The sequence below is a fragment of the Bulleidia sp. HCP3S3_C9 genome, assembly GCF_052064035.1.
Taxonomy (GTDB): Bacteria; Bacillota_I; Bacilli_A; order Erysipelotrichales; family Erysipelotrichaceae; genus Bulleidia.
The window spans coordinates 1-22,672 of sequence record NZ_JBQHWJ010000021.1; the positions used below are offsets into that span (position 1 = coordinate 1).

Below are 22,672 nucleotides of genomic sequence, written 5' to 3' on the forward strand. Positions count from 1 at the left end.
CTTGTATTAAGGCAACTTCCTAATACTCTTGTTTTTATTACCAATAACAAGTATATCTCGGATGATCCTCGCTGCTACAAGTTATTGGGAGGTCATTTCATATTGTCTATTATACAATTCGCAAATAATTTTTTTCAAAAAAGTGTTGCAATATAGTGATAGTCTATGGTATATTGATTGAGCGCTGGCGAGTTGGTGAAGCGGCTTAACACACCGCCCTTTCACGGCGGCACTCACGGGTTCGAATCCCGTACTCGTCACCATAGAAAAAGCTCATGGAAACATGAGCTTTTTTCATACCTAAACAATTGTTGACTTCCTCAAAAAAAGTTTAAAAAAAGTATTGCATAGTATATATCATTATGGTATATTATTTGAGCACTGGCGAGTTGGTGAAGCGGCTTAACACACCGCCCTTTCACGGCGGCACTCACGGGTTCGAATCCCGTACTCGTCACTTTTATTTTAGGGGTATCGTACAATGGTAGTACATCGGTCTCCAAAACCGCTGATGGGAGTTCGATTCTCTCTACCCCTGCCTACAAATACTCATTCGAACTAATGATATTATCGAGTGAGATCAACCTCTGAGAAATCAGAGGTTTTTTCTATTTTTTTACCAATTATCCTTGAGCAGCTTACATTTCGCATCAAATAAATATAATTAAATTACAGGGAGGCCGTTGTTATGCTAGCCGCCTTATTATTCGTTGCTGAAATTGGATTGATTATTGTTGCTGCAATTACCTGCTTAAAAATTGGTTGGGTATGTGATATTTATATTCAGCAACATAAAAATGATAAGCAATAGCGCTTATCCATTATAAATCGCAATACTACATGTCAAAGTATCTTCACTTTGTGAATACTTGATTGATCCATCATATTTTTTAACAATTTTATTGATTGATTTCACTCCATAGCCATTCTTAGATGAATGGTTTATTTTTATATTTCCACTTTTATCTAAAATCTGATGCTGCATACTATTTGTACATACAATCATCAAAAAACCATTCTTTTTGTAAATTTCAAAAAGAATTTCTTTTTTCCCTTCTGTATGTCTAATTGCATTATCTAGAATATTTGTAAGTAATAATGTTAAATCATTTTCGTTGATATTGATTTTTTCAATTCTTTCAATGTATGTATCAAATTTTATATTCAACCTGATTGCGCGGATGTAATTTGCATTCACAATTGTATCCAGATATGAATACCCAGTTTCAATTGGCACAAATGCCTGATCAAGAGATGCAGAAATTGCATCTGGATCTATTTGCGATGTTAAAACATGCTTTAAATCATGTTTTAATGTTCTTAATTCCTCATAAGATTCTTTCAGCAATGCTTCTTTTTCACTTTGATATTTCAATGCAAGATCCTTTTCATCCACTAATTCTCTCATTTTTTTCTGTTCGTACACTTCTAAAACAATACCCATCACAAGTACGACTCCTGAAATACATAAAGAAAACAAATCATAGTCAGCAAATTTCAAGAAATGAACATAATTTGATAAAACCCAAAGCACAATACTGATAGAAGTCACAAAGAAACAAACTGCACCGTCTATTTCAATCACTTTCTTTTTCACTAAACAGGAAGTTAATATCACACTTAAAATAAACAAAACCATTTCCAGCACAGCAATCAAAACAAGATGTTCCTTTAACAAAAAACCACATTGAATACCCCAGTAGAAATGCATGGATAAAAGAATAATGCACAGATTATGAATGAAATAGAACATTAAATTCAAAATCATCGCTAAAAAAATAGATTCTTTCCATTTCTTCCCAGAAATAATTAATACTATTGTCGCAATCAGAATATAAAAATATGATAGATATCCTTGATTCACTACACCATTTCTCCAAATGAAAGATTCAGTAACACAAACACTCAAAAACAATGATAGAACACTTTTCAAAAAAAATTTACAATCAAGAACACTCACATAAAACAAAAATACAGTGCATAAAAGAATACATTCCACAATTTTATCCATAGCAGTCACCCAAGATATACAAACTATATTTTTCTTTAATCCGATGCTTGTTTGTTCGACTGATATAAAGATTTGTTCCATCCAGTAATGTTACTTTTTCTTTCTTCATCTTTTTGATGTATCTAAAATTCACAATAAAACTGCTCGATATTTTTCCAAATCCATCTAACGTATTTTCATCTATTTCTTTTAATCGTTTCTTATCTTTTAAGATTGTTCCATCATGCATATGTAAAAGCAAATAATTATGAGATGCTTCAAAATACACGATTGAACGTAATGGATACTGTATTTGATCAATTGGATACATTTTTTGAGATTCATTCCCTATTTTCTTTATCATTTTTTTCAGATCTTCAAGCAGATGATCTTTTCTAACAAAGCAAAAAACATCATACTTAAATGTTTCAAAAACAAGATTATTATGTTTTGTACAGAAAACGATTTTCGTATCTGGATATATACTTGAAATAATTCTTGCCACTTGAAATCCATCCATTTCCTTCATATTTAAATCAATGATACACACATCCGCATGAATACGCAGCAATTCATCATGAAATCCAGCAAATCGATACACACTTAAATCATATTGATCCATAGGAACAACTGTCTTTAAATGTAAAAACGTTTGTTTCAATTCTTTTTCATTATCATCAATTATGATTACTATCAATTCATTTTTCATAAAATTATCTTATAACAGTTTCCCAAAAAAATATTTCATTTTTTTCTACACAGAAACAATTTATTCTATTTTGACAGCCGCTATCAAAAATGTAATATAGATACACATCACAAAACACATAAATCCATCTATATTGTTCACACCCAAACGATATAGTATAAGAAGGTTTTAGAAGACACTAGAAGAGTCTGACAAAGGTTTGCTGAACTTCACGCCATTCATCAAAGGAATTAAGCCAACTTCCATGTCAAATCTAACAGTTAAAGTATTTCATTATGAAAACTGTAGAAAATTCATCATTGATGAAGATGACTTGCATTAACATGACAAAACCAGGCAAAGTTGCCTGGCTTTCATTTCTTTAAAGGTTTTACTCTTTCTGAAGCTATCTTCGCAATAAATCCTGTAAATAATCCTGTTGGAATCGATAACAGCAGGAAGTACGGAAGTATCACTGCGATATATCCTGTCATATAGAAGAATGCAACAACACAAACCTGACCAATAGAGTGTGCAATGGATGACATCACAGAAGTAAACATCAACGATGCTTTCAGCTTATGCATAATACACAAAACAATACTGCTCAATAATACACCGCCAAATGAGATCCAGAAGGAAGATCCAAAGATTCTTCCACTCATAAGATTGCCAATCATGACTCTCATGACATTCACAATAATCATTTCTTTGACACCCAATACCTGTATTGTTACCAAAGCAATGATATTTGCTAAACCAATTCTGAATACGCCAAACATCGGAGGGATTGTTGCGGTTTCAATCAGATTCAATGTAATTGCCATTGCACTTAGCAAGGCAAGATATGTAAATCTTTTTGTTTTATTATTCATTGGATAAATAATTCTCCACCCATTCACTTGTACCAATCATAATGTTATTTGGAATACAGGTAATTGGCATGAAACTACTGCCATCATCCCAACCCATCTGTTCACAAGTATGGTTTGGACATTCTACGCTTCCAACATGCCATCTTCCATCTTTGACTTCAACGACCATTTCACCATAGTCACCTTTTACAGTGTATTCTCCATCAACACCAGAATCAAACCATTGTGCAACTTCATTCTTATGAATAATTGCTACCCATTCACCTTTCGGTTTCTCCGCTGGTGTTAAATTTGGATCTGTACTTTTTTTAGGAAAAAATTGCATTGCGATAATTCCAACAACCGCAATCACTGCGATTACAACTAATATTTTGATTTCTTTTTTCTTCATAACGTAAAGATTATATCATTGAAATCAAATAAATGTTATTTATTAAACTTTTTTCTTCTTTCCGTGGCAATAATCATTTTGCTTTTCATACCATCATAGTCTTCTGTCTCAATCATTTCTTTTAAATTCTCCAATGATTGCTGAAAAGCTGTGATTTCTTTCAAAAGATAATCTTTATTTTCCACAAACAGTTCTGGCCACATGGATTCATTGATTTCTGCAATTCTTGTAAGATCACGGAAAGAATCACCCGTATAATCCACCAGCTGTTCATTATCTGTTACATTCATTAAAGAAACCGCAATCACGTGTGTCAACTGTGATAAGAAGCCAATCATCTTGTCATGTTCCTCTGCACTCAATTCACTGATTCTAGAAAAGCCAAGGATTTCTGCAAGCTGATATGCCGTAGCAATTGCTTCTTTTGTATTATCTTTTGTTGGAACAATAATGAAATTCGCAGTTTCAAACTTTGAAGCATCCGCAAACAAAATTCCCTTATATTCTTTTCCTGCCATCGGATGACAGGCAATAAATTCAATATCCTCTCTTAAAATAGCATTGATATTTTCAATCACATTTCTTTTTACACCCGTAACATCAGATAAAAGTGCACCATGCTTTATATATTGCTGATTTTCTTTGATCCATTTCACAAATGCATGCGGATACAGACAAGAAATCACAATATCTGCTTCTTTCACAATAGAAGGATCACTTCCACCTTTTACGATCCATCCTTTTTCTTTCGCATACGCAATGGATTCTTCATTAATATCCACACCAATACAGGAATATCCTTTCTGACTCAATCCTTCAACATAGCTTCCACCCAATACACCAAGTCCAATGACCGCAAATACTGTATCCTTATTGATCATAGCTAACTCCTAACTTCTTTAAATCCTCAAAAAACTTTGGATAACTCTTATTGATTGCTTCACTTCCTGAAATTGTAATATCTTCAGAAAGACACGCAAGCATACTCAAACACATCACAACTCTATGATCATTATGACCACATAGCACAACAGATTCCTTCAATTCAGATGGACCATTCACCACAACCGTTCCACCATCCGAATGAATATCACAGCCAAGCTTTCTCAGCTCTTCTTCCATTACACCAATACGATCACTTTCCTTGATACGCAGTCTTTCGCAATGTGTAAAAGTTGTTGTACCTTCGCATTGCGTAGCTAAACAAAAAAGTGCCGGTCCTAGATCTGGACAATCCTGCAGATCAATTTCTGTTCCATGGATTTCATTGGCATCTACACGATATCCACCATCAATTTCTTCAATGACTGCACCCATTCTTTTCGCAATCTCTAGAATAGCATGATCTCCCTGATGAGAATCATGATTCACATTCAATATACACAAAGGTGTCTTTTGAACCATGGCAAGTTCAATGAAGAAAGCCATTTGAGAATCATCCCCTTCAACAGTACAGTCAATTGGCTGATAAACCTGGTTTCCTTTAATATAGATATCATTCCCCTGCATGTTGCAAACGATCTTAGAGCGCTGTAATGCATCCAGTGTCAATCTAACATATGATGCAGATTCAAATGGAGGAATAATATGAATCACACTGTCTTCTTTACATAAAGGCAATGCAAATAGTAAGCCAGATATAAACTGTGAAGAAACATCTCCATTCACTGTATATTCTCCACCTTGTAAAGGCCCCTGTACATGCAGGAAAGATCCTTCTTTTTCAAACACAAGATTCTTTTGCTTAAAAAGTTCTTCATATACTGACTGGGGTCTTTCCATCAAACGGCCATGGCCTGTAAATGTTGCTTTTTTCTCTAACAAAGCTACAAGCGGAATCAAGAAACGCAATGTACTTCCAGATTCATTGCAATCCATAACAGCACCATCATATGCAAACTTTCCACCAATACCATGTACTAGAATACCTTCCTGAATTCTTTCAAACTGTACCCCTAAATGCGACAGCACATTCATTGTAGCTTCTGTATCTTTACTTTCACTGATTCCATGAATCAAAGAATCACCATCTGCAAGTGAAGCAGTAATGAGTGCACGATGAGATAACGATTTTGATGAAGGTAAGGTAACACTCGCATCTGTATTTGGTTTCGATCTATGAAAATGCGTATCCATACTTACATCTCTCTGCCCATTGCATGTGCAATCAATTTACATTTATCAACAACTTCTTTAAATTTTTCAGGTTTCAGAGATTGTGCACCATCACTCCACGCTTCACTTGGATGATCATGGACTTCAATGATCAATCCATCTGCCCCTGCAGCAACTGCAGCCATAGATACTGCTTCAATATACTTCCAGTCTCCCGTAGCATGAGAAGGATCAATAACAATAGGTAAATGTGTCTTTTCTTTAATAATCGGAACAACAGCGAGATCTAATGTATTTCTTGTGTATTTTTCAAATGTACGAATTCCTCTTTCACAGAAAATAACATTTGGGTTGCCACTAGCCATAATGTATTCCGCAGACATGATCCAGTCTTCAATTGTTGCAGACATTCCACGTTTCAATAAAACTGGTTTGTTTGTTTTTCCAACTGCCTTCAAAAGATCAAAGTTCTGCATATTTCTAGCACCAATCTGAATCAGATCAACATTTTCAACAAACTCATCCAGCTTATCAATACTCATCAATTCAGAAACAATTGGCAATCCCGTCTTTTCTCTAGCATGTACCATATCCTGAATGCCTTTAGATCCAAGGCCCTGGAAAGCATATGGAGAAGTACGTGGCTTATATGCACCACCACGAATGATCTGCGCACCACATTCTTTCACTTCCTGACCAATACGGCAGATTTGATCATCCCCTTCCACAGAACAAGGACCACCCATCACAACAACAGGTTCATTCGCACCAATCTTCACGCCACTTACATCAACAACGGTATCCAATGGATGAAACATTCTATTCGCAAGTTTATATGGTGCAGATACACGCGTTACATTCGCAACAAAACGCTGTGCCAAAATTTTACTTTCATCAATATGTGCCGTATCACCAACTAAGCCCCATACATTAAATTCATCACCAATACTTTTATGAATCTGTAGACCTTTTCCTCTTAAGTCTTTCTCTAAGCGCTCTAATTCTTTTTCTGTTGCACTTTTCTTTACTGTAATAATCATTTCCTATTCTCCTCTAACACACGTTATTATTTTGTGTATGACTTTGTCTATTGTTTCGTTATTTTCAATCTGTATATCACTGTATTTCTCATACAATGGATATCGATCATCATACATTTTCTTGATGGCTTCTTCACTGGAAGAAAGTGGTCTAGAATCTGTTGGAAATAGATTGTGAAGATCTCTTTTGATCCAGATTACAATTCCATTTTCACTTAGATATCGCATCGTTTCTTTCTGTGTAATAACGCCTCCACCACAAGAGATAATTTCACCTTTAGCTTCACGATGTTCTTTTGCCACTTCTGTTTCAACATGTCTAAAGTATGCTTCTCCTTTTGAAGCAAAACATTCTTTAATGGATGTTCCAAGTTTCTTAACGATTTCATCATCCATTTCAATTGCTTTTTTATGTGCAGCTTTCGCAAGTGAGGCACATATCGTTGTCTTGCCAGCCGTTGGCATACCAATCAATATGATATTTCTTCTCGCATACAGAAGATCATTCATACATGGATAAATCATTGATGTATCCATTTTCTGATGCAGGAACAATTCATCTGCCGCAAATGCCTGACGCACAAGCATTTCAAATCCACCTAATACTTTTATTCCCATGCACTTTGCTTCAAACTGCAAGCGTGTCATTAATGGATTGGCAATAATATCAACCACTGTATTCACATTGGTAAAGCGATGAATATCAATCACAATTTCATCACACTTTGGATACATGCCAATCGGTGTCGTATTGACAATGACTTCAAACTGTTTTTCATTCTCATACAATGTATCATATGTAATCACACCCTCTTTTTGATTTCTAGAAACAAGTGTGATATTGGCGTGTAATTGTTGTAAAGCTTCACAGATTGCTTTTGATGCACCACCTGTACCAAGTACTGCGACGTTCTTATCTTTCACATCAACATGGTTCTGTAAAAGCATTTCCATAAAACCAATATAATCGGTATTGTAGCCTTTCAGCTTTCCATTTTCATTAACAATACAATTCACTGCACCAATTCTCTGACAAGCTTCATCCATTGCATCAAGATACGGAATGACAGTCTGTTTATAAGGAATGGTTACATTCAATCCATCAAAATCTTTGCTTTTCAAAAATGCATCCAATGCATCTTCTTTCATTTCATACATCTCATATGGATGAGAAATAAAATGACCATGAATTTCTTTTGACCAGCTATGCCCTAAAGGATATCCTATCAATCCAAATTTCATCTTTCTTCTCCAAAATACATTGTGCCGTATCTCGTAATTAATAAATCTGCAAGTGTAATTGCACACATTGCATCCACAACCACTCTAGCACGATGAATAATTGCCGGATCGTGTCTGCCATGAATTTCTATTTCAACATTTTCATTTGTTTTAAAATTGACTGTTTTTTGTTTCTGAGAAATCGAAGGTGTTGGTTTAAATACTGTCTGGAAACGAATTGGCATACCATTTGTAATTCCACCATTGATACCACCATTATGATTTGTCACAGTTGTAACCTTGCCATCTTTCATTTCAAATGCATCATTGGCTTTAGAGCCATACATTGATGCAAAATCAAATCCACTGCCAAACATAACACCTTTACATGCCGGAATAGAAAATAATGCATGAGAAAGCATCGATTCTACAGAATCAAATGCCGGTTCTCCTACACCTGCATCCATGCCAACAATTGCTGTATCTAAGATACCGCCAACAGAATCCTGTTTATTTCTAGCATCATTGATCAACGCAATCATTGCCTGTCCTTTTTCATCATCTAATGTAGAAAATGTTTTTTCATTACAGATTTCAATATCATGCAGAAGATTATCTTCATCAAACGGACGGTCAACAATATCCATCATGCGTGAAATATGTGTACCAATCGAAATATGCTTTTCTTTTAACATGCACATACAGATTGCACCACACACAACAAGAGGTGCTGTTAATCTGCCAGAAAAATGACCACCACCACTTGCATCTTCATTTCCACGATATTTCATGTTTCCTGCATAGTCTGCATGTGATGGACGTGCAACATTTTCTAAAGCATTATAGTCAGAAGAATGTACGTTTTTATTTTGAATAAAGAAAGCGATTGGTGTTCCTTCAGTTACTCCATTTTTCACACCAGATACAAACTCTGGAATATCATCTTCTTTTCTGCCTGTAGAAATCGTACCCGCTGCCTTTCTTTGATTCACCATTCTAGAAATGATGTCCATATCAATTCTGACACCACTTGGCACACCATCCATGACAGCACCAATTGCAGTTCCATGAGATTCTCCAAACAATGTAACTGTTAAGTTATTTCCAAATGTATTTTTCATAAGCGCTCCCTGATTTTTTCATTTGACCAGTCTTCTACATAGCCGTTACCAATTTCATCTACCTGAACAATAGAGATATGATCATGATCCGCCTTTTTATCGTTCATCATTAATTGAAATACTGCATCTGCATCATATTCACATGTCACGGGCAACTGCAATCTTTCTAATACTTTAACAAGACGATCTTTGATTTCCTTGTTATTCAATATTTTCAACATGCCAAGTCCAACACACTCACCATGATAATATCCATCCATTCCAAAATAAGATTCCAGTCCATGGCCATATGTATGTCCAAAGTTCAGCAGCTTTCTTTCCCCTGTTTCTTTTTCATCATGTTCAACAACATTTTTTTTGATATTTAAGCAACGTGCAATGATTTCATCAATATGATCAACATAGTCATCTCTCTCAAAGATTTCAAACAGTTTCTCATCTTTGATCAAGCCTTCTTTGACTGCTTCTGCTAGGCCATTGTGGAAATGACGAGGTGTCAACGTAGTTAATACTTCAGGATCTACAAGAACCATATCTGGCTGCCAGAACGCACCAACATAATTCTTTACACCATTGAAATCAATTGCGGTCTTTCCACCAATCGAAGAGTCGATTTGAGATAAAGAAGTTGTTGGAATATTGATATATGGAATACCACGCATATAGATTGCGGAAGCAAATCCAGCCATATCACCAACGACACCGCCACCCAATGCAATGACACTGTCTTTTCTAGATACATGAGCTTTCTGCATTGCCTTCAGAATATCCTGCAGTGTATCGAAGTTCTTGCTTGCTTCTCCATTTTTAAACACATACATGGAAGCAGATGGATATTGCTTTTGAAGAAGATTTCTCCACTGTTCTGGTACACCATCATCACTGATTAAAAATACCTTTCCACTTCTTCCGATATATTCTTTTGCTTTTTTTAAAATTCCTCTTTCAAGATAGATTGGATACGTTTTACTTTCTGCATGCATTTCAATTTTCATACTCTTACCTCTTGATACAAATAAAGCCATATGGCATTATCCATATGGCTGTTCACGTACAACTTTTTTTAGATAATGCCTATTCACTATAAAACGGGCAATTATCCATTACCCTCATTACCTAAAATAATAATAGAAATATTTATTACTTACGACATTTTTCATAACTAACTCGCTTATTCATCATACATTCTATATTTTGAAAATGCAATCAAATTATGATGAAAATTGTTACATTCACAAATAATCAGTAAACACTTACACACTTTATATGATTGTCATGATAGAATTTGGATAGAAAGTAATGAATATATATGGCAAATAAAACATTAGAAAAATATGACATCCATGTTTTTTCATCATTGAGCAGCCAGAATATCCCTGGAATCATTGCAATTGAGAATTATAGAGAAATCGATGGCATGCTTTATGTACTGGAAGAAACAATAGAAGGAAATACATTACAGGAATATCTCAATGAAGGTATTTCTTTGAAACTAAGAAAATACTTCATGAATGAAATACTGAAAACAATGCAGATCCTGCATCATAATTCTCCAAAAATCATTCTTGGAAGCTTAGAACCTGCTTCAATCTGGATCACTTCCAATGATAAAGTCAAAATTTCTGTTGGTGAGCAGGCACGTGCAGACAATGAAGAATGGATAGACATTCAATGCATTGGCTATTTATTGAAAGCAATGTTTCCAAATCATGAATATGATGATTTAGCAATGCAATGTATCCACAAAGAACTCACAACCATGGAAGAAGTCATTTCCGTATTCAAGCATCATCGAATGATTGATGGAATCAATATTCCAGGATTTCGAAGCAAAAAGCTTTCCCATATGATTATCGCAGGCATTGTCTATGTTTTGATCATCGCTTCTTGTTTTAGTGGAGATGTCATCTGGGATGATATGATTATCACACAGCCTGTATTCACTACACTTTATCGCCTCCTGCATCTAACAAGCTGTATTGCAATCATTGATATCTGTACCCACTGGACATCACTCTTTGATGAATTCCCATGCATGAGTGATACAAATCCATATAAAAGAATGCTCGGACGCTGTATCGCAATTATCATAGTACTTGTGATTACTGTATTCATACTAATGTGCTTAGACAAAATACTGTTATAAAAAAGTAGAGAAGCAAAATTCTCTACTTTTCATATAATTTATCTTTCGAAATACTTTTTACGATCTTCGGATAAGTTATCGCAGTAGTAACGAACAGATAATGCTGGACTTACCTTATTAGCACCTGTTGGTTCAACTACGAATACGTCACCTTCAAGCATGCAGTTCATGATAGCCTGACATGTTGTATCAAGGTTATCTACACCTGCTTCAACTTCTGTTAAAAGATCATTTGCATTCACTTCGATATAGAGCCAGTCCATTGCATGAGCTTCGCCCTTCTTCCAGTTAATGATATCTTCATAATCCTTTACAGACTTTTTATTAACAACTGGTTCTTCAACCTTCTTTGTTGTCTTTCTTGTTGTCTTTTTAGCAGCAGGCTTCTTAGCAGCTGCCTTCTTTGTTGCTGGTTTTTTAGCTGTCTCTTTTTCTACAGTTTCTTTTTTATCTGCAGCCTTTTTCGCTGTTGCTTTCTTAAGAGCAGCCTTTGTAGTCGTTTTCTTCGCAGTTGTCTTTTCTACAGTTGTATTTTTCTTAGCTTCTTCTGTATTCACTGCTGCTTTTTTAGTCTCTGTTGTTGAGACTGTTTTCTTTGCTGGCATGATCATACCTCCCTTTGTTATATTCAAATTATAGCATATTTATCATAATACATACATTTATTTCACAAGTTTTCAAATAACATGTGATATCATTAATGCAAGAAAGAAGTCAGTATGATCATTGATAGAAAAGGAATGCAGAAAATCGAGTCTTTATCAGGCTTTTCATCACTAGAAATCATGGAAACGGTATCCAGACTCATCGCAGATAAAATCATGCATGCGTTTTCCAGGCAGGACAGCATCGTTGTACTTGCCGGAAAAGGAAATAATGGCGGAGATGGTTATACAATCTGTAAATATTTAAAAGACTACACATTTAAAATTCTTCCCATTGATGGAGAACCCGTCAGTAACGAAGCAATCTATGCAAGTAAACAGATTGATTCAAAATATATCTATTCATATAAACAAGAATATATTGATCAGGCGGATTTAATTATTGATGCGGTATATGGGTTTTCTTATCATGGTGAATTAAAGAAGAATATCCGAGATATTTTCCGATATATCAATCAATCCAACAAAACTGTTTATTCCATTGATATCAACAGTGGTGCAGAAGCAGACAGCGACTATCATGATCTAGATGCAATCCATTCAACAATTACATTTGCATTGGATTGTTACAAACCATTTCATATGCTTCAAAAAGAACATCAATTGTTTGATACATATGAATTGATTGATTTACATTTACCACACACAATTCCAACAAAGTATTACGAAATGAATGAAGAACGATTCTTTTCTCTTTTTCCAAAAAAACCAGTCAATGCATATAAAGGGACATATGGAAAAACATATCTTGTTGGAGGAAGCTATGGATGTGCTGGTGCACTAAGCTTAAATATCATAGGAGCTAAAACCGTTGGCACTCCTTATATCAATGTTTCCTGTCCAGATGAAATCTATCCAATAGTAGCTGCACATCATATTACGCCAGTATTCCACCCATTCAACTATAACAACTACGAAGAAAAACTATACCCACGCATCAAAGAAGCAAAGGCAATTGCATTTGGTTCTGGTGCAGTTTGTATGCCACGTAAAGTTGAATGCATGGATATGATTCTACAAGAATCTACACAGCCCGTCATACTAGATGCAGAAGCATTGCGTCTGCTTGTCAAAAATACATGGATCTTAAGATTTGTAAACTGTCCTGTCATTATTACTCCACATTTAGGAGAATTTGCTTCCATTTGCAATCAGCCAATTGAAGTCATCAAAGATCACAAATTAGAATACGCAAAGAAATTTGCACGCAAAAACAAAGTCTATGTTGTACTAAAAGGGCCAAATACAATCGTTGTATCTCCAAATGAAGATGTATATATCAATCAAAGCGGAAACCAGTCACTAGCCCAGGCAGGATCAGGAGATCTGCTTGTTGGAATCCTTGCAGGAATATTAACAATGACGACGGATATCTTCCATGCATTATGTATGGGAGTATGGTTACATGGATATCTTGCAGATTATGGAAACAAAATATATTCCAGACAATCCTTTCCAATTGAAAAATATCCAGAAATTATGAATGAAGTATTTAAAAATCACGGATTCTGAATCCGTGATTTCTTTTTATCCTTTTAAGCCTTCTTCTTGTCTTTGCATGTTTTCTACAACAACGTCATAGATATCACCAATAGACTGACCATATTCAAGAATCTGCCATGGTTCATTTGTATGGAAATGAATCTTGATTAAAGTATCATCTCCAACAACTAATAGACAGTCACCTTTAAAGTGTTCTGTAATATAGTCATTGATCTTATCTTCATCAAGATCATGACCATCAATCAATAACTGTGTATCAAATTTAAATTCTAACTGTTCCATAATTCCTCCAATGAATAATCACATTTTAACACTGATACAAATCAATGTCATTTAACATCATTCGCTGCGCTTAAAGAAGCTGACTGGTACATCTAAATTATCAATTTCTTTTTCTTCCTCTAATTCATCATCTGTGTGAAAAACAGGAATAGAAGCTGTAACGATTTCAGGAAGTTCTGCTTCATCATCACTTTCTTCTTTCACATCACTCAAATCCAGATCTTCTTCCTTTGTTTCTTCTGCTTCTTCTTTGATTTCCACTTCTTCACTGATATCTTCATCAAGATCATTTTCAACAATTTCCTCTTCTTCTTCAAAAGGTTTCATTTGCTGAACTTTTTCTTTGATCGTTGTTGGTTCAAGATAATCTTCTTCATCCAGACCATCATGAATCAATGGTGTTTTTTGTACAGGTGGAATTTCCTGAGGTTCTTCTTTCTTTTCTTCTGCCGCTACAAATGGATGTTCTTCTTTTAGACGAACAGATTTATATTCCGAATCAACTTCACGAATCAAGTCCGCTTCATTTGCTTTTCTCAGTCTAACAGCCATGTACTGCTTTGAAGGAAGTGCAATTCTAAAGCGACCGTGGAACACACCTGCATAGCGAATTGTCATATTCCATGTATCAATCACATCAACTGCGTAATCTGTTTCATCATCAATAAAGAAATCTCTGCATCTAGGTCTTTGGAAACCAAAGTAGAAAATATATTGGCCTTTTGCCTTTTCTTCCTTGTCATTTTCACTGACAGCACATGTACTGTCCCATTCAATCTGATGAGGCGCAATTTCGCTGCCATCCATTTCCTGCATGATCTGTTTTAAAAATCCAAATCTCAAATGGCTTTCCCCATGCAGTTTGCCACCATGAGACCACCATAAGATATTATTTTCATTCAGATATGTTTCGCCATGTCCTGGATATCCGCCACGCATTGCAATTTCCCAGAAACGTCTCACTTCTTCTTCAGCAGTCAAGTTACCCCAGCCATACTGAATATTTCCTTCATAGCCAGCTTCATCCACAACAACTGGTTTATGATACTGTTCTCTGAGCTCATTTGTAACTTCTACTGTTTTGTATAAATCAATTCTCTGATAAGAAACATGTGTAATCCAGTCCTTTGATTGATCATATACTTTCAAGCAGTTATGAATCGAACGTAAATGATGATATGGATCATTCTTCACTAAAATGTTTGCAAGATATTCAAAGTCTTCTGCAGATTTATTCTGGAATAGATCCCATTCATTTGCCATTGCCCACCATACATTATGATACGCCGCAAAACGTGCAATGATATACTTCAAATACAATTCATCTTCTTCTCTTGTCATAGAGGAGAAGCCCCAGCGATCATATGGATGGAACAGAATTAAATCAGCTTCAATTCCAAGATCACATAGTTTTTGAAGCTGTTCTTCAATATTACTAAAATATTCCGGAACAAATCTAGTTTTATCAAAATTATTTCCTTCATTTTTTCCCATGTAATCCATGAAGTTACTTTCATTCAATATAGAAGCATCCATTGATGTTCCAACGTATGGAAAATATTCTGGATCATTAAAATTATATACATAGTGTTTTGGAAAAATGCAGAAGCGTAATTTATTGAAAGCTGAATCTTGTAATGTTTTGAGTGTCTGTTCTTTTGTCTGTTCATTCTGTAAATGCCATACATATGCTGTTGTACCAATGGAAATATAAGGTGTCTCATCAGCGTATAAAAAATGATATGTATCATGTACATGCACTGGGCCATGATTATTTGCCTTTGGTGGATCTACCACAAACGTTCCAGAAAACACTTGTTTTGTAAATGTTGCATGCAATACAAAAGAATATTCTCCTTCATAAGAAGGCATAAAACGAATTCTGTAGACGCCATCTCCATCATAAAAACCATTGACGCACACACTTTCATCTTTCGATGTAAAGATACCTGTCAATGCCTGTTCAACAAATGGATTTCCTTCGTCTGTTCCATTCAAAGATACTTCAAAAACACCCCATCGATTTACATGGATCACTTTCTCTAGTCCCATAAATTTCCCCCTGTTTGTATTTTTATACACGTATTTTACAATATTTACGCTCACTTCGGTATGAAATAAGAAAGAAATCGGACAAATTTTGTCCGATTCTATTTGTTATTTCGCTAAAATTTCCCTGGATTCTCTAGAATTGAGTTCTACGATCTGGTTGAAATATTCATCCTGATTCATATCGCCCTTATCCAGTACTGTTTCAATATTCCCATCCTTGATATAAACAAGACGAGTTGTAAAGGAAGCAATGAGTGGATCATGTGTAACCATAACAATCGTCACGCCATTTTCTTTATTCATCTTCTGCAGTAACTGTAATAATTCACTAGAATTCACAGAGTCTAGATTACCTGTAGGTTCATCCGCAACAATGATATGTGGATTATTGATCAGTGCTCTGCAGATAGCTCCACGCTGTCTTTGACCACCAGAACATTCATTTGGATATTTATGAAGCAGAGATGTAATCTGAAGCTCATTTGCCAGATTGTTTACTCTTTTTTCAATTTCTGCCTTTGGTACATGTGCAAGTGCTAAAGGCATAGAGATATTTTCATACATTGTATGAGTATCTAACAAATTAAAATCCTGGAAGATAAATCCTAGATTCTGGTATCTGAAATGTCCAATTTCATTGGCAGACATGGATCTGACATTCTTGCCATTGATCAATACTTTACCTTCCGTACATTCATCAATTGTAGAAATATTATTGATAAATGTAGATTTACCAGAACCACTTGGACCCATGATACCTACAAATTCTCCTTCATGTACCTGGAAGTTGATATCGTGCAATGCTTCAAACGCATTTGGTGTCGCATAGTTATATACTTTCTTTAAATGAACTGCTTCTAATACAATATTTTCTTTCATACAAATTCTCCTGTTACTTCTTCAATACAGCGCTTCTGTAATAGAATACAGAAATGACTCCACAAATACAGATTGGAATGATACTGCCAATCAATAACGTTGACATTGTTTTCATTGTTAACAAGCCGCCTAGATATAATGTCGCAAATATATTCACGAGATAAATCAAAATAGATACAACGATAAACAAATATAGATAGAATACTTCTTTCAGAATAATGCGGCTCTTTGCAGAATCCAGAAAGCCAATATGAGACAGTGTCTTAAACTTCAATTTACGATCACTCACTTCGTTTGCAAATTTAAACATAATAGACATCGCAAGAAGAACATTCATAGAAATGTATGTAATTAATACTAATACCTGATAGATTGGATTATCTGTACTTGTCAGCATGGAAATCAACAATGTTCCACTGACAATAAACAACATGAGACTCAATCGCAACACTTTCAGATCCTGTCTGAAAAATCCAATTGAAACAATACTTTCTGCATTAGATATTTTATTTTTAATCAATGTATTTAAGAAAGGTAAAAATAAATCATTTAATACAAGAACATATCCAGCTAAAGAAGCAAATGTACATGGAAGTACCAGCTGTTTCTGATAGTAGAACATAAGAATTGGTGCAATCCATAATGCAATATGCAGGAATTTACCAAACACTTTTCCAATCTTGCCGCCAATATTCAATTCCTTTGGCTGTGGATTTTTTAATCCATTTGGGTTCAACAGCTGTGCTGCACTGTTTCTATAGGAAAATGATAAGTTCAATAACAATGTCCAGAAAATAACATATCCAAGGACAATGAATGCCCATAGTACAGATTGAAAATTCAATGTAATTTCAATATCTGTATGCATCATATTCACAAGCAGTACATTCACCAAAGGCAACGCACATAAGCCTCCAATAATTCCCACAGGTAATGCAACTAATAGAATTAAAACTGTCTGTAATAACAGATAACTTGCATTCTGCGTATAGGTTGCCCCACATACCAGACGTACTGCCAGACTCTTTGCTTTATTTTTAATAAAGAAATCGTTCGCAAATACAATTTCAACAGAGCATAAAATAACAGAAGCAACCATCAGAATCGTAGGAATATCACTTTTCCCACGAATCATCGTAACACCAACGGCATCACTCATCGCAACTGTAAAAAACAAAAAAATAAACATTGATGTAATTGTAAATGTGATCCAGCAAAAAAAAGTGCGGACCTTATCATTCATCAATGAATTGAACACATCCTTAATCATGAAAACCTCCAAATCCTGAATTATTTTACATCGTGCAGAAAGCGTTTTCAATCATTATTTATATGTTTGATAATTTCCTTCTGGATCCACTTTTTTAATGTTAGATATTTTTCAACATCTTCTTTCTCACAAACATCTTTATGATTCTGTGCAGCATACACACGTTTAGCTGCCTGTATATACTTTTCATTGCATGCATCACAAACATCTAATACAGGAAAATCAAAGCCTTTCATATCCATATGGCAATAAATTTTCACAGGATTCCCTTCTCCATCACTGATGTTTTGAATCTTTAAAGGCTTCTCAAGCACATGACAGTCAAAAGACAAATATGGTGGCAATAATATTTCTTTTTCTTCACTCTTTTTATATTCATTTAAAAGCATAGAAAAATCAGCACAGTAACATCCCTTTGGAATTGTAATATCCATTAACACTAACTGTTTTTTATCCTGATAGGCATTTAAAAAGCCTGCAGTAGAAGTAGAAAGAAATGAAGTGATTCTCTTTTCTTTCATAAAACATGCATAGTCCACAAAACGTTCTACACGATACACATGTAGATCCTCTTTTGCTTTTGACATGCAATGGATCAACTGCACACTCATATCAATCACTTCAGAAATATGATCCAAAAATACAGGATTTAAATGTCTGTTTTCTTCACTTCTTGCCTTCTCTGTTTCAAAGCCAGGAAATAACAGTGCATTCCACGTTACATATGCTTTAGGATCAGAATAAAATGGATCATTTTCCTTCACATCACCTTCATAAAAACGAATCACATCTTCTTGTTTCATACTACTTATTGTAGACCAATCCAAAAGAAAAGTACTAGTTTCCTAGTACCAGACGATATCTTTTATGATTGTTTTCTGTATGAATGCATTGAAATCCTTCCTGAATCAAAAACTTTTCTCCAATATCATTCCTATCATGAATTTCACATACAAAAGCAGAAATTTCATATTTCACTGCTTCTTTTTTCATGAGGCGTAATGATTCATGACCATAGCCAGCTTTCCTAAGATCACTACGTACAATTACGCTCCAAATATACGCATCCAGTTTAGAATCATATTTCCATGAAGTTTCAGACACAAAATCCTGACAGCCGTCACAATACACAAAACGATAGAAGAAATGTGAATCATCCTGATTCATCTTATACATCAATCTATCCAGCTGTTCTTCTGTATATGTATCGATATGCCCCTGAAATGCCATTGTTTTTGCATTTTCATGTATTTTTTTCACAAAGGACAATTCATTTCGTTCTGGTTTTACAAGAATTGCCATACATCAATGCCTTTTTCCCTGTACAAAAAAGCCAATCACAGCACACAGGATTGCACCTGCAAGAATATACGTTGCATATTGATTTACAAATGTTGTCGTCATATACATGCTTGTAGCTTTCATACTTGTCAAAATATCACTGGATGCAAAATCCGTTAAATGCATCATGTTAAATATTGTAAATAATGCACCAATACTTAAGATCCTTCCCCCAATAAATGCAGTTGCGATACGAATAAAGATTTTATGAAAATGTGCTGTAACTGCGCCAAAAATAACACCAAAGATGATTACCGCAACAAGCTGAAGATTTCCACTGATTCCATGTACAAAAGGAATTAGAAGATACCCTAAAAATACACCCGCTACAACACCCAGAAGAAAGAACGCAAACTTCTCAGCATACTGTGCAAGAATTGCCGCAACAACTGCAGCACCCAAAGCAATTGCCATTGTTGTAGATGTCTGTCCATATGTGGAAACAACCATTTCAAATGTTAAGCTAAATGCAAAAATTGTCAGAAACAGTGAAAATAATTTCTGTCCTTTCATCACAGCCATAAATCCTGTAAAAAGAAATATCGCAATCGTTAAAATGACTCCTACCATACTTTTTTCCCTCAATTCTATTTCAAAATCACATTCTTTAATATTAATCTAGATTCCAGTTCCTTCGCACTCATACGTAATGCTCCCTGTGAAAATACCGCATTTTGAATCAATGCATCACTCGTAGCATACGTAACACGATATTGGTTCTTTAAATCATATGCACTCTTTTCAAGATATGCATCTGCCGTCTGATCCGCTTTTGTATAAATGATCGTCAATCCTTTTTTATGAAGTGTCGTTCCAATGTTGCCTTTCACCTGATATCCATCAAATACGACCCATATATCATGTTCCAGATAGGGAAGATAGTTATACAGATATGTAATCAGCTGATCACGTGCCAGCCCAATATCTTCATAGGCAATTTCTTTCAGACTGTCCCATGCATAAATCATATTATAGCCATCTACAATCAATAATTCTTCAAGATTTTTAGATGCCTGTACTTTTCGCAACTCTTCCACTCTGACTCTTTCCTGCTTTTCTTTTTCCTGTGCGCGCTTTTTTGCTTCCATTTTTTCCAGGTTACGATTTTTACCTGCAGTTAGAGAGTCAATATAGCTAAGATCTTCATTCGATACCTTGTAGCGCACATTCTGATAAGAAACACTCGATTCTTCCTTTGGCTGAATATGCATATACTCATCAGCCTTATCCCATGGAACACTAAATCCACTGCCATTTGCACAGAACACAGAATCACTTGGATTTTTCAAATCATTTTCAGGATGATAGTCAAAGGAAGCAACGATTTCATCTTGTTGTGACGTTGGAAAATATCCTTTCAACGATGCCTGAAATCTACCTTTTCCCTTTGTATAGGAAACTACTTCATTCTGATAATTCATCATTGTCCTGACAGGACCATCTCCATGAATATGCATCGAGCCATCATCATTGGTATCCACTTCTACATGTGCACCTTTCATTTCCAGATCATATAAAGCTCTCGATAAAGATTCATTTGGCAAGTCTAGAACAAATGCATAATAAGGTTCTAACAGCACAGACTCTGCCTTCATCAATGCCTGTCTGACTGCTCTACACGCTGCCTGTCGAAAATCTCCGCCAACGGTATGCTTGATATGACCTTTTGCCGCAACCAGTGTAATTCTAACGTCTGTCAATAAAGAACCAGTCAATACACCTCGATGCTGCTTCTTCTCTAACGCAGACAAAATACTTTTCTGCCAGGAAGAAGATACCATATCTGTACTGACAATACTCTTTACTTCTTTTCCACTTCCTTGTTTCAATGGTTCTAGTAAAACATGTACTTCTGCATAGTGACGCAATGGTTCAAAGTGACCAGCACCTTCCACTGCTTCTTTGATTGTTTCCTGATAAACGATTCTGCCTGTTGAAAAGCCAACCTTGATTCCAGACAGTTCTTCAATTTTTTTCTGCAGAACTTCCATCTGCATCTCACCCATGATCTGTACATGGATTCTTTTTGTTTTCTCATCCACACTAATCGCAAGTGTTGGATCAATAGATGCCAGTTGTTTGCATGCATCCGCAAGTACTAATGCATTTGCCCCACTTGGCAAAACAAGTTCATAATTCATATATGCTGCTAAAACTGGTTCATTGACACCTTCTTCAAAACCAATGCCCTGCCCACTTTCTAATGACTGAATCCCTTTCAAAGAGACAACCATTCCAGCTTCTGCCTGTTTTACCATCACAAAGCTTGTTCCGTTATATACACGAATCTGATCAACTTTTTCTTCATTGATCACATCTTTTGCTTTTAATATGCCACCTGTAATTTTCACATGCGTAAGACGATTACCAGCATCATCCATAGAAATCTTATAGACACGACCACCTAAACTATCTGGATATTCAACTTCTCTAGAAATTTCATTCATCAAATCCAATAAGGCATCCACACCATCATTTTTTAAAGCAGATCCAAACAATACAGGAAACCACTTTCTTTCATAAAATGTATCCTGGAGCATTTTAAAATCAATAACACCAGTTTGTGAATATTCCTGCAGAATATCATCATTAATCATCGCAAGCATTTCATCTTTATCACTAGAAGCCCAGTCAATACACATATCGCTGCAATGTTTTCTAAGATCTTCCAGTAATTCATCTTTTGTGAAATGTGCAATATCCATCTTGTTTACAAAAATGATAAATGGTACATGATAATGTTCCAGACATTGGAAAATTGTTTCTGTATGTGACTGCACCCCATCCTGCCCGTTAATTACCACCACTGCAAGATCCAGCACCTGTAAGCTTCTTTCCATTTCACTTGAAAAATCTACATGCCCAGGTGTATCAATCACGTATACATCTGCATCTTTCCATGTAAAATGTGCTTCTTTTGAATAGATCGTAATACCATGTCCTCTTTCCTGTTCATCAAAGTCCATCACTGTATCTTTATGATCTACTCTACCCGCTTTTCTAATCACACCAGCATGAAAAAGCATGCTTTCTATGCATGTTGTTTTTCCTGCGTCTACATGTGCTACGATTCCAATCGTTATTTTCTTCATA

22 protein-coding genes and 3 tRNA genes are annotated in these 22,672 nt (G+C 35.3%); 6 read left to right on the plus strand and 19 right to left on the minus strand.

Features of this window, described 5'->3' with window-relative positions; all coding sequences use genetic code 11:
• Positions 1-186: 186 nt before the first annotated feature.
• From ACTND6_RS05185 to ACTND6_RS05200, 4 genes are all read left to right on the plus strand, one after another.
• A tRNA-Glu gene (locus ACTND6_RS05185) sits at positions 187-263 on the plus strand.
• Between the two features lie 120 nt (positions 264-383).
• Positions 384-457, plus strand: a tRNA-Glu gene (locus ACTND6_RS05190).
• A 10-nt stretch (positions 458-467) separates the two neighbouring features.
• Positions 468-538, plus strand: a tRNA-Trp gene (locus tag ACTND6_RS05195).
• Between the two features lie 150 nt (positions 539-688).
• Positions 689-811: a hypothetical protein gene (locus ACTND6_RS05200; RefSeq protein ID WP_441022548.1), complete on the plus strand. Its 123-nt coding sequence runs from the start codon at positions 689-691 to the stop codon at positions 809-811.
• Positions 812-814: 3 nt separating this feature from the next.
• Here the strand turns inward: ACTND6_RS05200 and ACTND6_RS05205 are convergent, their stop codons facing one another.
• The 10 genes from ACTND6_RS05205 to aroB form a co-directional block, all read right to left on the minus strand.
• Complete coding sequence (locus tag ACTND6_RS05205) at positions 815-1,864, minus strand: GHKL domain-containing protein (protein WP_441022550.1); 1,050 nt, start codon at positions 1,862-1,864, stop codon at positions 815-817.
• 139 nt (positions 1,865-2,003) lie between these two features.
• Positions 2,004-2,699, minus strand: a complete 696-nt coding sequence (locus ACTND6_RS05210) for a LytTR family transcriptional regulator DNA-binding domain-containing protein (RefSeq protein ID WP_441022552.1) — start codon at positions 2,697-2,699, stop codon at positions 2,004-2,006.
• A 353-nt stretch (positions 2,700-3,052) separates the two neighbouring features.
• Positions 3,053-3,553: a Gx transporter family protein gene (locus tag ACTND6_RS05215; protein WP_178175653.1), complete on the minus strand. Its 501-nt coding sequence runs from the start codon at positions 3,551-3,553 to the stop codon at positions 3,053-3,055.
• Positions 3,546-3,944, minus strand: coding sequence for a NusG domain II-containing protein (locus ACTND6_RS05220; protein WP_441022554.1), 399 nt, complete (start codon positions 3,942-3,944; stop codon positions 3,546-3,548). Before ACTND6_RS05220 ends, ACTND6_RS05215 begins: the two co-directional genes overlap by 8 nt.
• Before the next feature lie 35 nt (positions 3,945-3,979).
• Positions 3,980-4,825, minus strand: a complete 846-nt coding sequence (locus tag ACTND6_RS05225) for a prephenate dehydrogenase (protein ID WP_441022556.1) — start codon at positions 4,823-4,825, stop codon at positions 3,980-3,982.
• Positions 4,815-6,080, minus strand: coding sequence for a 3-phosphoshikimate 1-carboxyvinyltransferase (aroA, locus tag ACTND6_RS05230; protein WP_441022558.1), 1,266 nt, complete (start codon positions 6,078-6,080; stop codon positions 4,815-4,817). Before aroA ends, ACTND6_RS05225 begins: the two co-directional genes overlap by 11 nt.
• A 2-nt stretch (positions 6,081-6,082) precedes the next feature.
• The gene (gene aroF, locus ACTND6_RS05235; RefSeq protein WP_441022560.1) at positions 6,083-7,099 is read right to left on the minus strand and encodes a 3-deoxy-7-phosphoheptulonate synthase; all 1,017 of its coding nucleotides are present in this window, start codon (positions 7,097-7,099) and stop codon (positions 6,083-6,085) included.
• Between the two features lie 3 nt (positions 7,100-7,102).
• On the minus strand, positions 7,103-8,341 hold the full coding sequence (locus tag ACTND6_RS05240; RefSeq protein WP_441022562.1) for a shikimate kinase: 1,239 nt from the start codon (positions 8,339-8,341) through the stop codon (positions 7,103-7,105).
• Entirely contained in the window at positions 8,338-9,441 is a 1,104-nt protein-coding gene (aroC, locus tag ACTND6_RS05245) for a chorismate synthase (protein WP_441022564.1), read from the minus strand. Before aroC ends, ACTND6_RS05240 begins: the two co-directional genes overlap by 4 nt.
• A complete protein-coding gene (gene aroB / locus ACTND6_RS05250; protein ID WP_441022566.1) occupies positions 9,438-10,436 on the minus strand; it encodes a 3-dehydroquinate synthase in 999 nt (332 codons plus the stop codon). The genes aroC and aroB overlap by 4 nt, the downstream gene beginning before the upstream one ends.
• A 314-nt stretch (positions 10,437-10,750) precedes the next feature.
• Here aroB and ACTND6_RS05255 point away from each other — a divergent pair, with 314 nt between their 5' ends.
• Positions 10,751-11,587, plus strand: coding sequence for a hypothetical protein (locus ACTND6_RS05255; protein WP_441022568.1), 837 nt, complete (start codon positions 10,751-10,753; stop codon positions 11,585-11,587).
• A gap of 38 nt (positions 11,588-11,625) precedes the next feature.
• Here ACTND6_RS05255 and ACTND6_RS05260 read toward each other — a convergent pair whose 3' ends face one another.
• Complete coding sequence (locus tag ACTND6_RS05260; protein ID WP_441022570.1) at positions 11,626-12,192, minus strand: hypothetical protein; 567 nt, start codon at positions 12,190-12,192, stop codon at positions 11,626-11,628.
• 114 nt (positions 12,193-12,306) lie between these two features.
• On the opposite strand from ACTND6_RS05260, the gene ACTND6_RS05265 reads away from it, so the two are divergent.
• Positions 12,307-13,764, plus strand: a complete 1,458-nt coding sequence (locus tag ACTND6_RS05265) for an NAD(P)H-hydrate dehydratase (protein WP_441022572.1) — start codon at positions 12,307-12,309, stop codon at positions 13,762-13,764.
• A 15-nt stretch (positions 13,765-13,779) separates the two neighbouring features.
• Here ACTND6_RS05265 and ACTND6_RS05270 read toward each other — a convergent pair whose 3' ends face one another.
• From ACTND6_RS05270 to ACTND6_RS05305, 8 genes are all read right to left on the minus strand, one after another.
• Positions 13,780-14,037, minus strand: a complete 258-nt coding sequence (locus ACTND6_RS05270; RefSeq protein ID WP_178176967.1) for a kinase to dihydroxyacetone kinase — start codon at positions 14,035-14,037, stop codon at positions 13,780-13,782.
• A gap of 57 nt (positions 14,038-14,094) precedes the next feature.
• Positions 14,095-16,089 (minus strand): DUF5605 domain-containing protein, encoded by a 1,995-nt coding sequence (locus ACTND6_RS05275; RefSeq protein WP_441022574.1) that lies wholly within the window; start codon positions 16,087-16,089, stop codon positions 14,095-14,097.
• 105 nt (positions 16,090-16,194) lie between these two features.
• Positions 16,195-16,968, minus strand: a complete 774-nt coding sequence (locus ACTND6_RS05280; protein WP_178176965.1) for an ATP-binding cassette domain-containing protein — start codon at positions 16,966-16,968, stop codon at positions 16,195-16,197.
• Positions 16,969-16,981: 13 nt separating this feature from the next.
• Positions 16,982-18,238, minus strand: a complete 1,257-nt coding sequence (locus ACTND6_RS05285; RefSeq protein WP_441022577.1) for an FtsX-like permease family protein — start codon at positions 18,236-18,238, stop codon at positions 16,982-16,984.
• A gap of 47 nt (positions 18,239-18,285) precedes the next feature.
• Complete coding sequence (locus ACTND6_RS05290; protein ID WP_441022579.1) at positions 18,286-19,041, minus strand: hypothetical protein; 756 nt, start codon at positions 19,039-19,041, stop codon at positions 18,286-18,288.
• Positions 19,042-19,075: 34 nt separating this feature from the next.
• Complete coding sequence (locus tag ACTND6_RS05295; RefSeq protein ID WP_441022581.1) at positions 19,076-19,540, minus strand: hypothetical protein; 465 nt, start codon at positions 19,538-19,540, stop codon at positions 19,076-19,078.
• 3 nt (positions 19,541-19,543) lie between these two features.
• On the minus strand, positions 19,544-20,149 hold the full coding sequence (locus ACTND6_RS05300; RefSeq protein WP_441022583.1) for a hypothetical protein: 606 nt from the start codon (positions 20,147-20,149) through the stop codon (positions 19,544-19,546).
• 17 nt (positions 20,150-20,166) lie between these two features.
• Entirely contained in the window at positions 20,167-22,671 is a 2,505-nt protein-coding gene (locus ACTND6_RS05305) for an NYN domain-containing protein (protein WP_441022585.1), read from the minus strand.
• Position 22,672: the final 1 nt, after the last annotated feature.

What these genes read in the sequence shown, in the direction of transcription:
- ACTND6_RS05200 (WP_441022548.1), top strand. Translation starts at nt 689, where the DNA reads ATGCTAGCCGCCTTATTATTCGTTGCTGAAATTGGATTGATTATTGTT.
- ACTND6_RS05210 (WP_441022552.1), bottom strand. Translation starts at nt 2,699, where the DNA reads ATGAAAAATGAATTGATAGTAATCATAATTGATGATAATGAAAAAGAA.
- ACTND6_RS05215 (WP_178175653.1), bottom strand. Translation starts at nt 3,553, where the DNA reads ATGAATAATAAAACAAAAAGATTTACATATCTTGCCTTGCTAAGTGCA.
- ACTND6_RS05220 (WP_441022554.1), bottom strand. Translation starts at nt 3,944, where the DNA reads ATGAAGAAAAAAGAAATCAAAATATTAGTTGTAATCGCAGTGATTGCG.
- ACTND6_RS05225 (WP_441022556.1), bottom strand. Translation starts at nt 4,825, where the DNA reads ATGATCAATAAGGATACAGTATTTGCGGTCATTGGACTTGGTGTATTG.
- aroA (WP_441022558.1), bottom strand. Translation starts at nt 6,080, where the DNA reads ATGGATACGCATTTTCATAGATCGAAACCAAATACAGATGCGAGTGTT.
- aroF (WP_441022560.1), bottom strand. Translation starts at nt 7,099, where the DNA reads ATGATTATTACAGTAAAGAAAAGTGCAACAGAAAAAGAATTAGAGCGC.
- ACTND6_RS05240 (WP_441022562.1), bottom strand. Translation starts at nt 8,341, where the DNA reads ATGAAATTTGGATTGATAGGATATCCTTTAGGGCATAGCTGGTCAAAA.
- aroC (WP_441022564.1), bottom strand. Translation starts at nt 9,441, where the DNA reads ATGAAAAATACATTTGGAAATAACTTAACAGTTACATTGTTTGGAGAA.
- aroB (WP_441022566.1), bottom strand. Translation starts at nt 10,436, where the DNA reads ATGAAAATTGAAATGCATGCAGAAAGTAAAACGTATCCAATCTATCTT.
- ACTND6_RS05255 (WP_441022568.1), top strand. Translation starts at nt 10,751, where the DNA reads ATGGCAAATAAAACATTAGAAAAATATGACATCCATGTTTTTTCATCA.
- ACTND6_RS05260 (WP_441022570.1), bottom strand. Translation starts at nt 12,192, where the DNA reads ATGCCAGCAAAGAAAACAGTCTCAACAACAGAGACTAAAAAAGCAGCA.
- ACTND6_RS05265 (WP_441022572.1), top strand. Translation starts at nt 12,307, where the DNA reads ATGATCATTGATAGAAAAGGAATGCAGAAAATCGAGTCTTTATCAGGC.
- ACTND6_RS05270 (WP_178176967.1), bottom strand. Translation starts at nt 14,037, where the DNA reads ATGGAACAGTTAGAATTTAAATTTGATACACAGTTATTGATTGATGGT.
- ACTND6_RS05275 (WP_441022574.1), bottom strand. Translation starts at nt 16,089, where the DNA reads ATGGGACTAGAGAAAGTGATCCATGTAAATCGATGGGGTGTTTTTGAA.
- ACTND6_RS05280 (WP_178176965.1), bottom strand. Translation starts at nt 16,968, where the DNA reads ATGAAAGAAAATATTGTATTAGAAGCAGTTCATTTAAAGAAAGTATAT.
- ACTND6_RS05285 (WP_441022577.1), bottom strand. Translation starts at nt 18,238, where the DNA reads ATGATTAAGGATGTGTTCAATTCATTGATGAATGATAAGGTCCGCACT.
- ACTND6_RS05290 (WP_441022579.1), bottom strand. Translation starts at nt 19,041, where the DNA reads ATGAAACAAGAAGATGTGATTCGTTTTTATGAAGGTGATGTGAAGGAA.
- ACTND6_RS05295 (WP_441022581.1), bottom strand. Translation starts at nt 19,540, where the DNA reads ATGGCAATTCTTGTAAAACCAGAACGAAATGAATTGTCCTTTGTGAAA.
- ACTND6_RS05300 (WP_441022583.1), bottom strand. Translation starts at nt 20,149, where the DNA reads ATGGTAGGAGTCATTTTAACGATTGCGATATTTCTTTTTACAGGATTT.
- ACTND6_RS05305 (WP_441022585.1), bottom strand. Translation starts at nt 22,671, where the DNA reads ATGAAGAAAATAACGATTGGAATCGTAGCACATGTAGACGCAGGAAAA.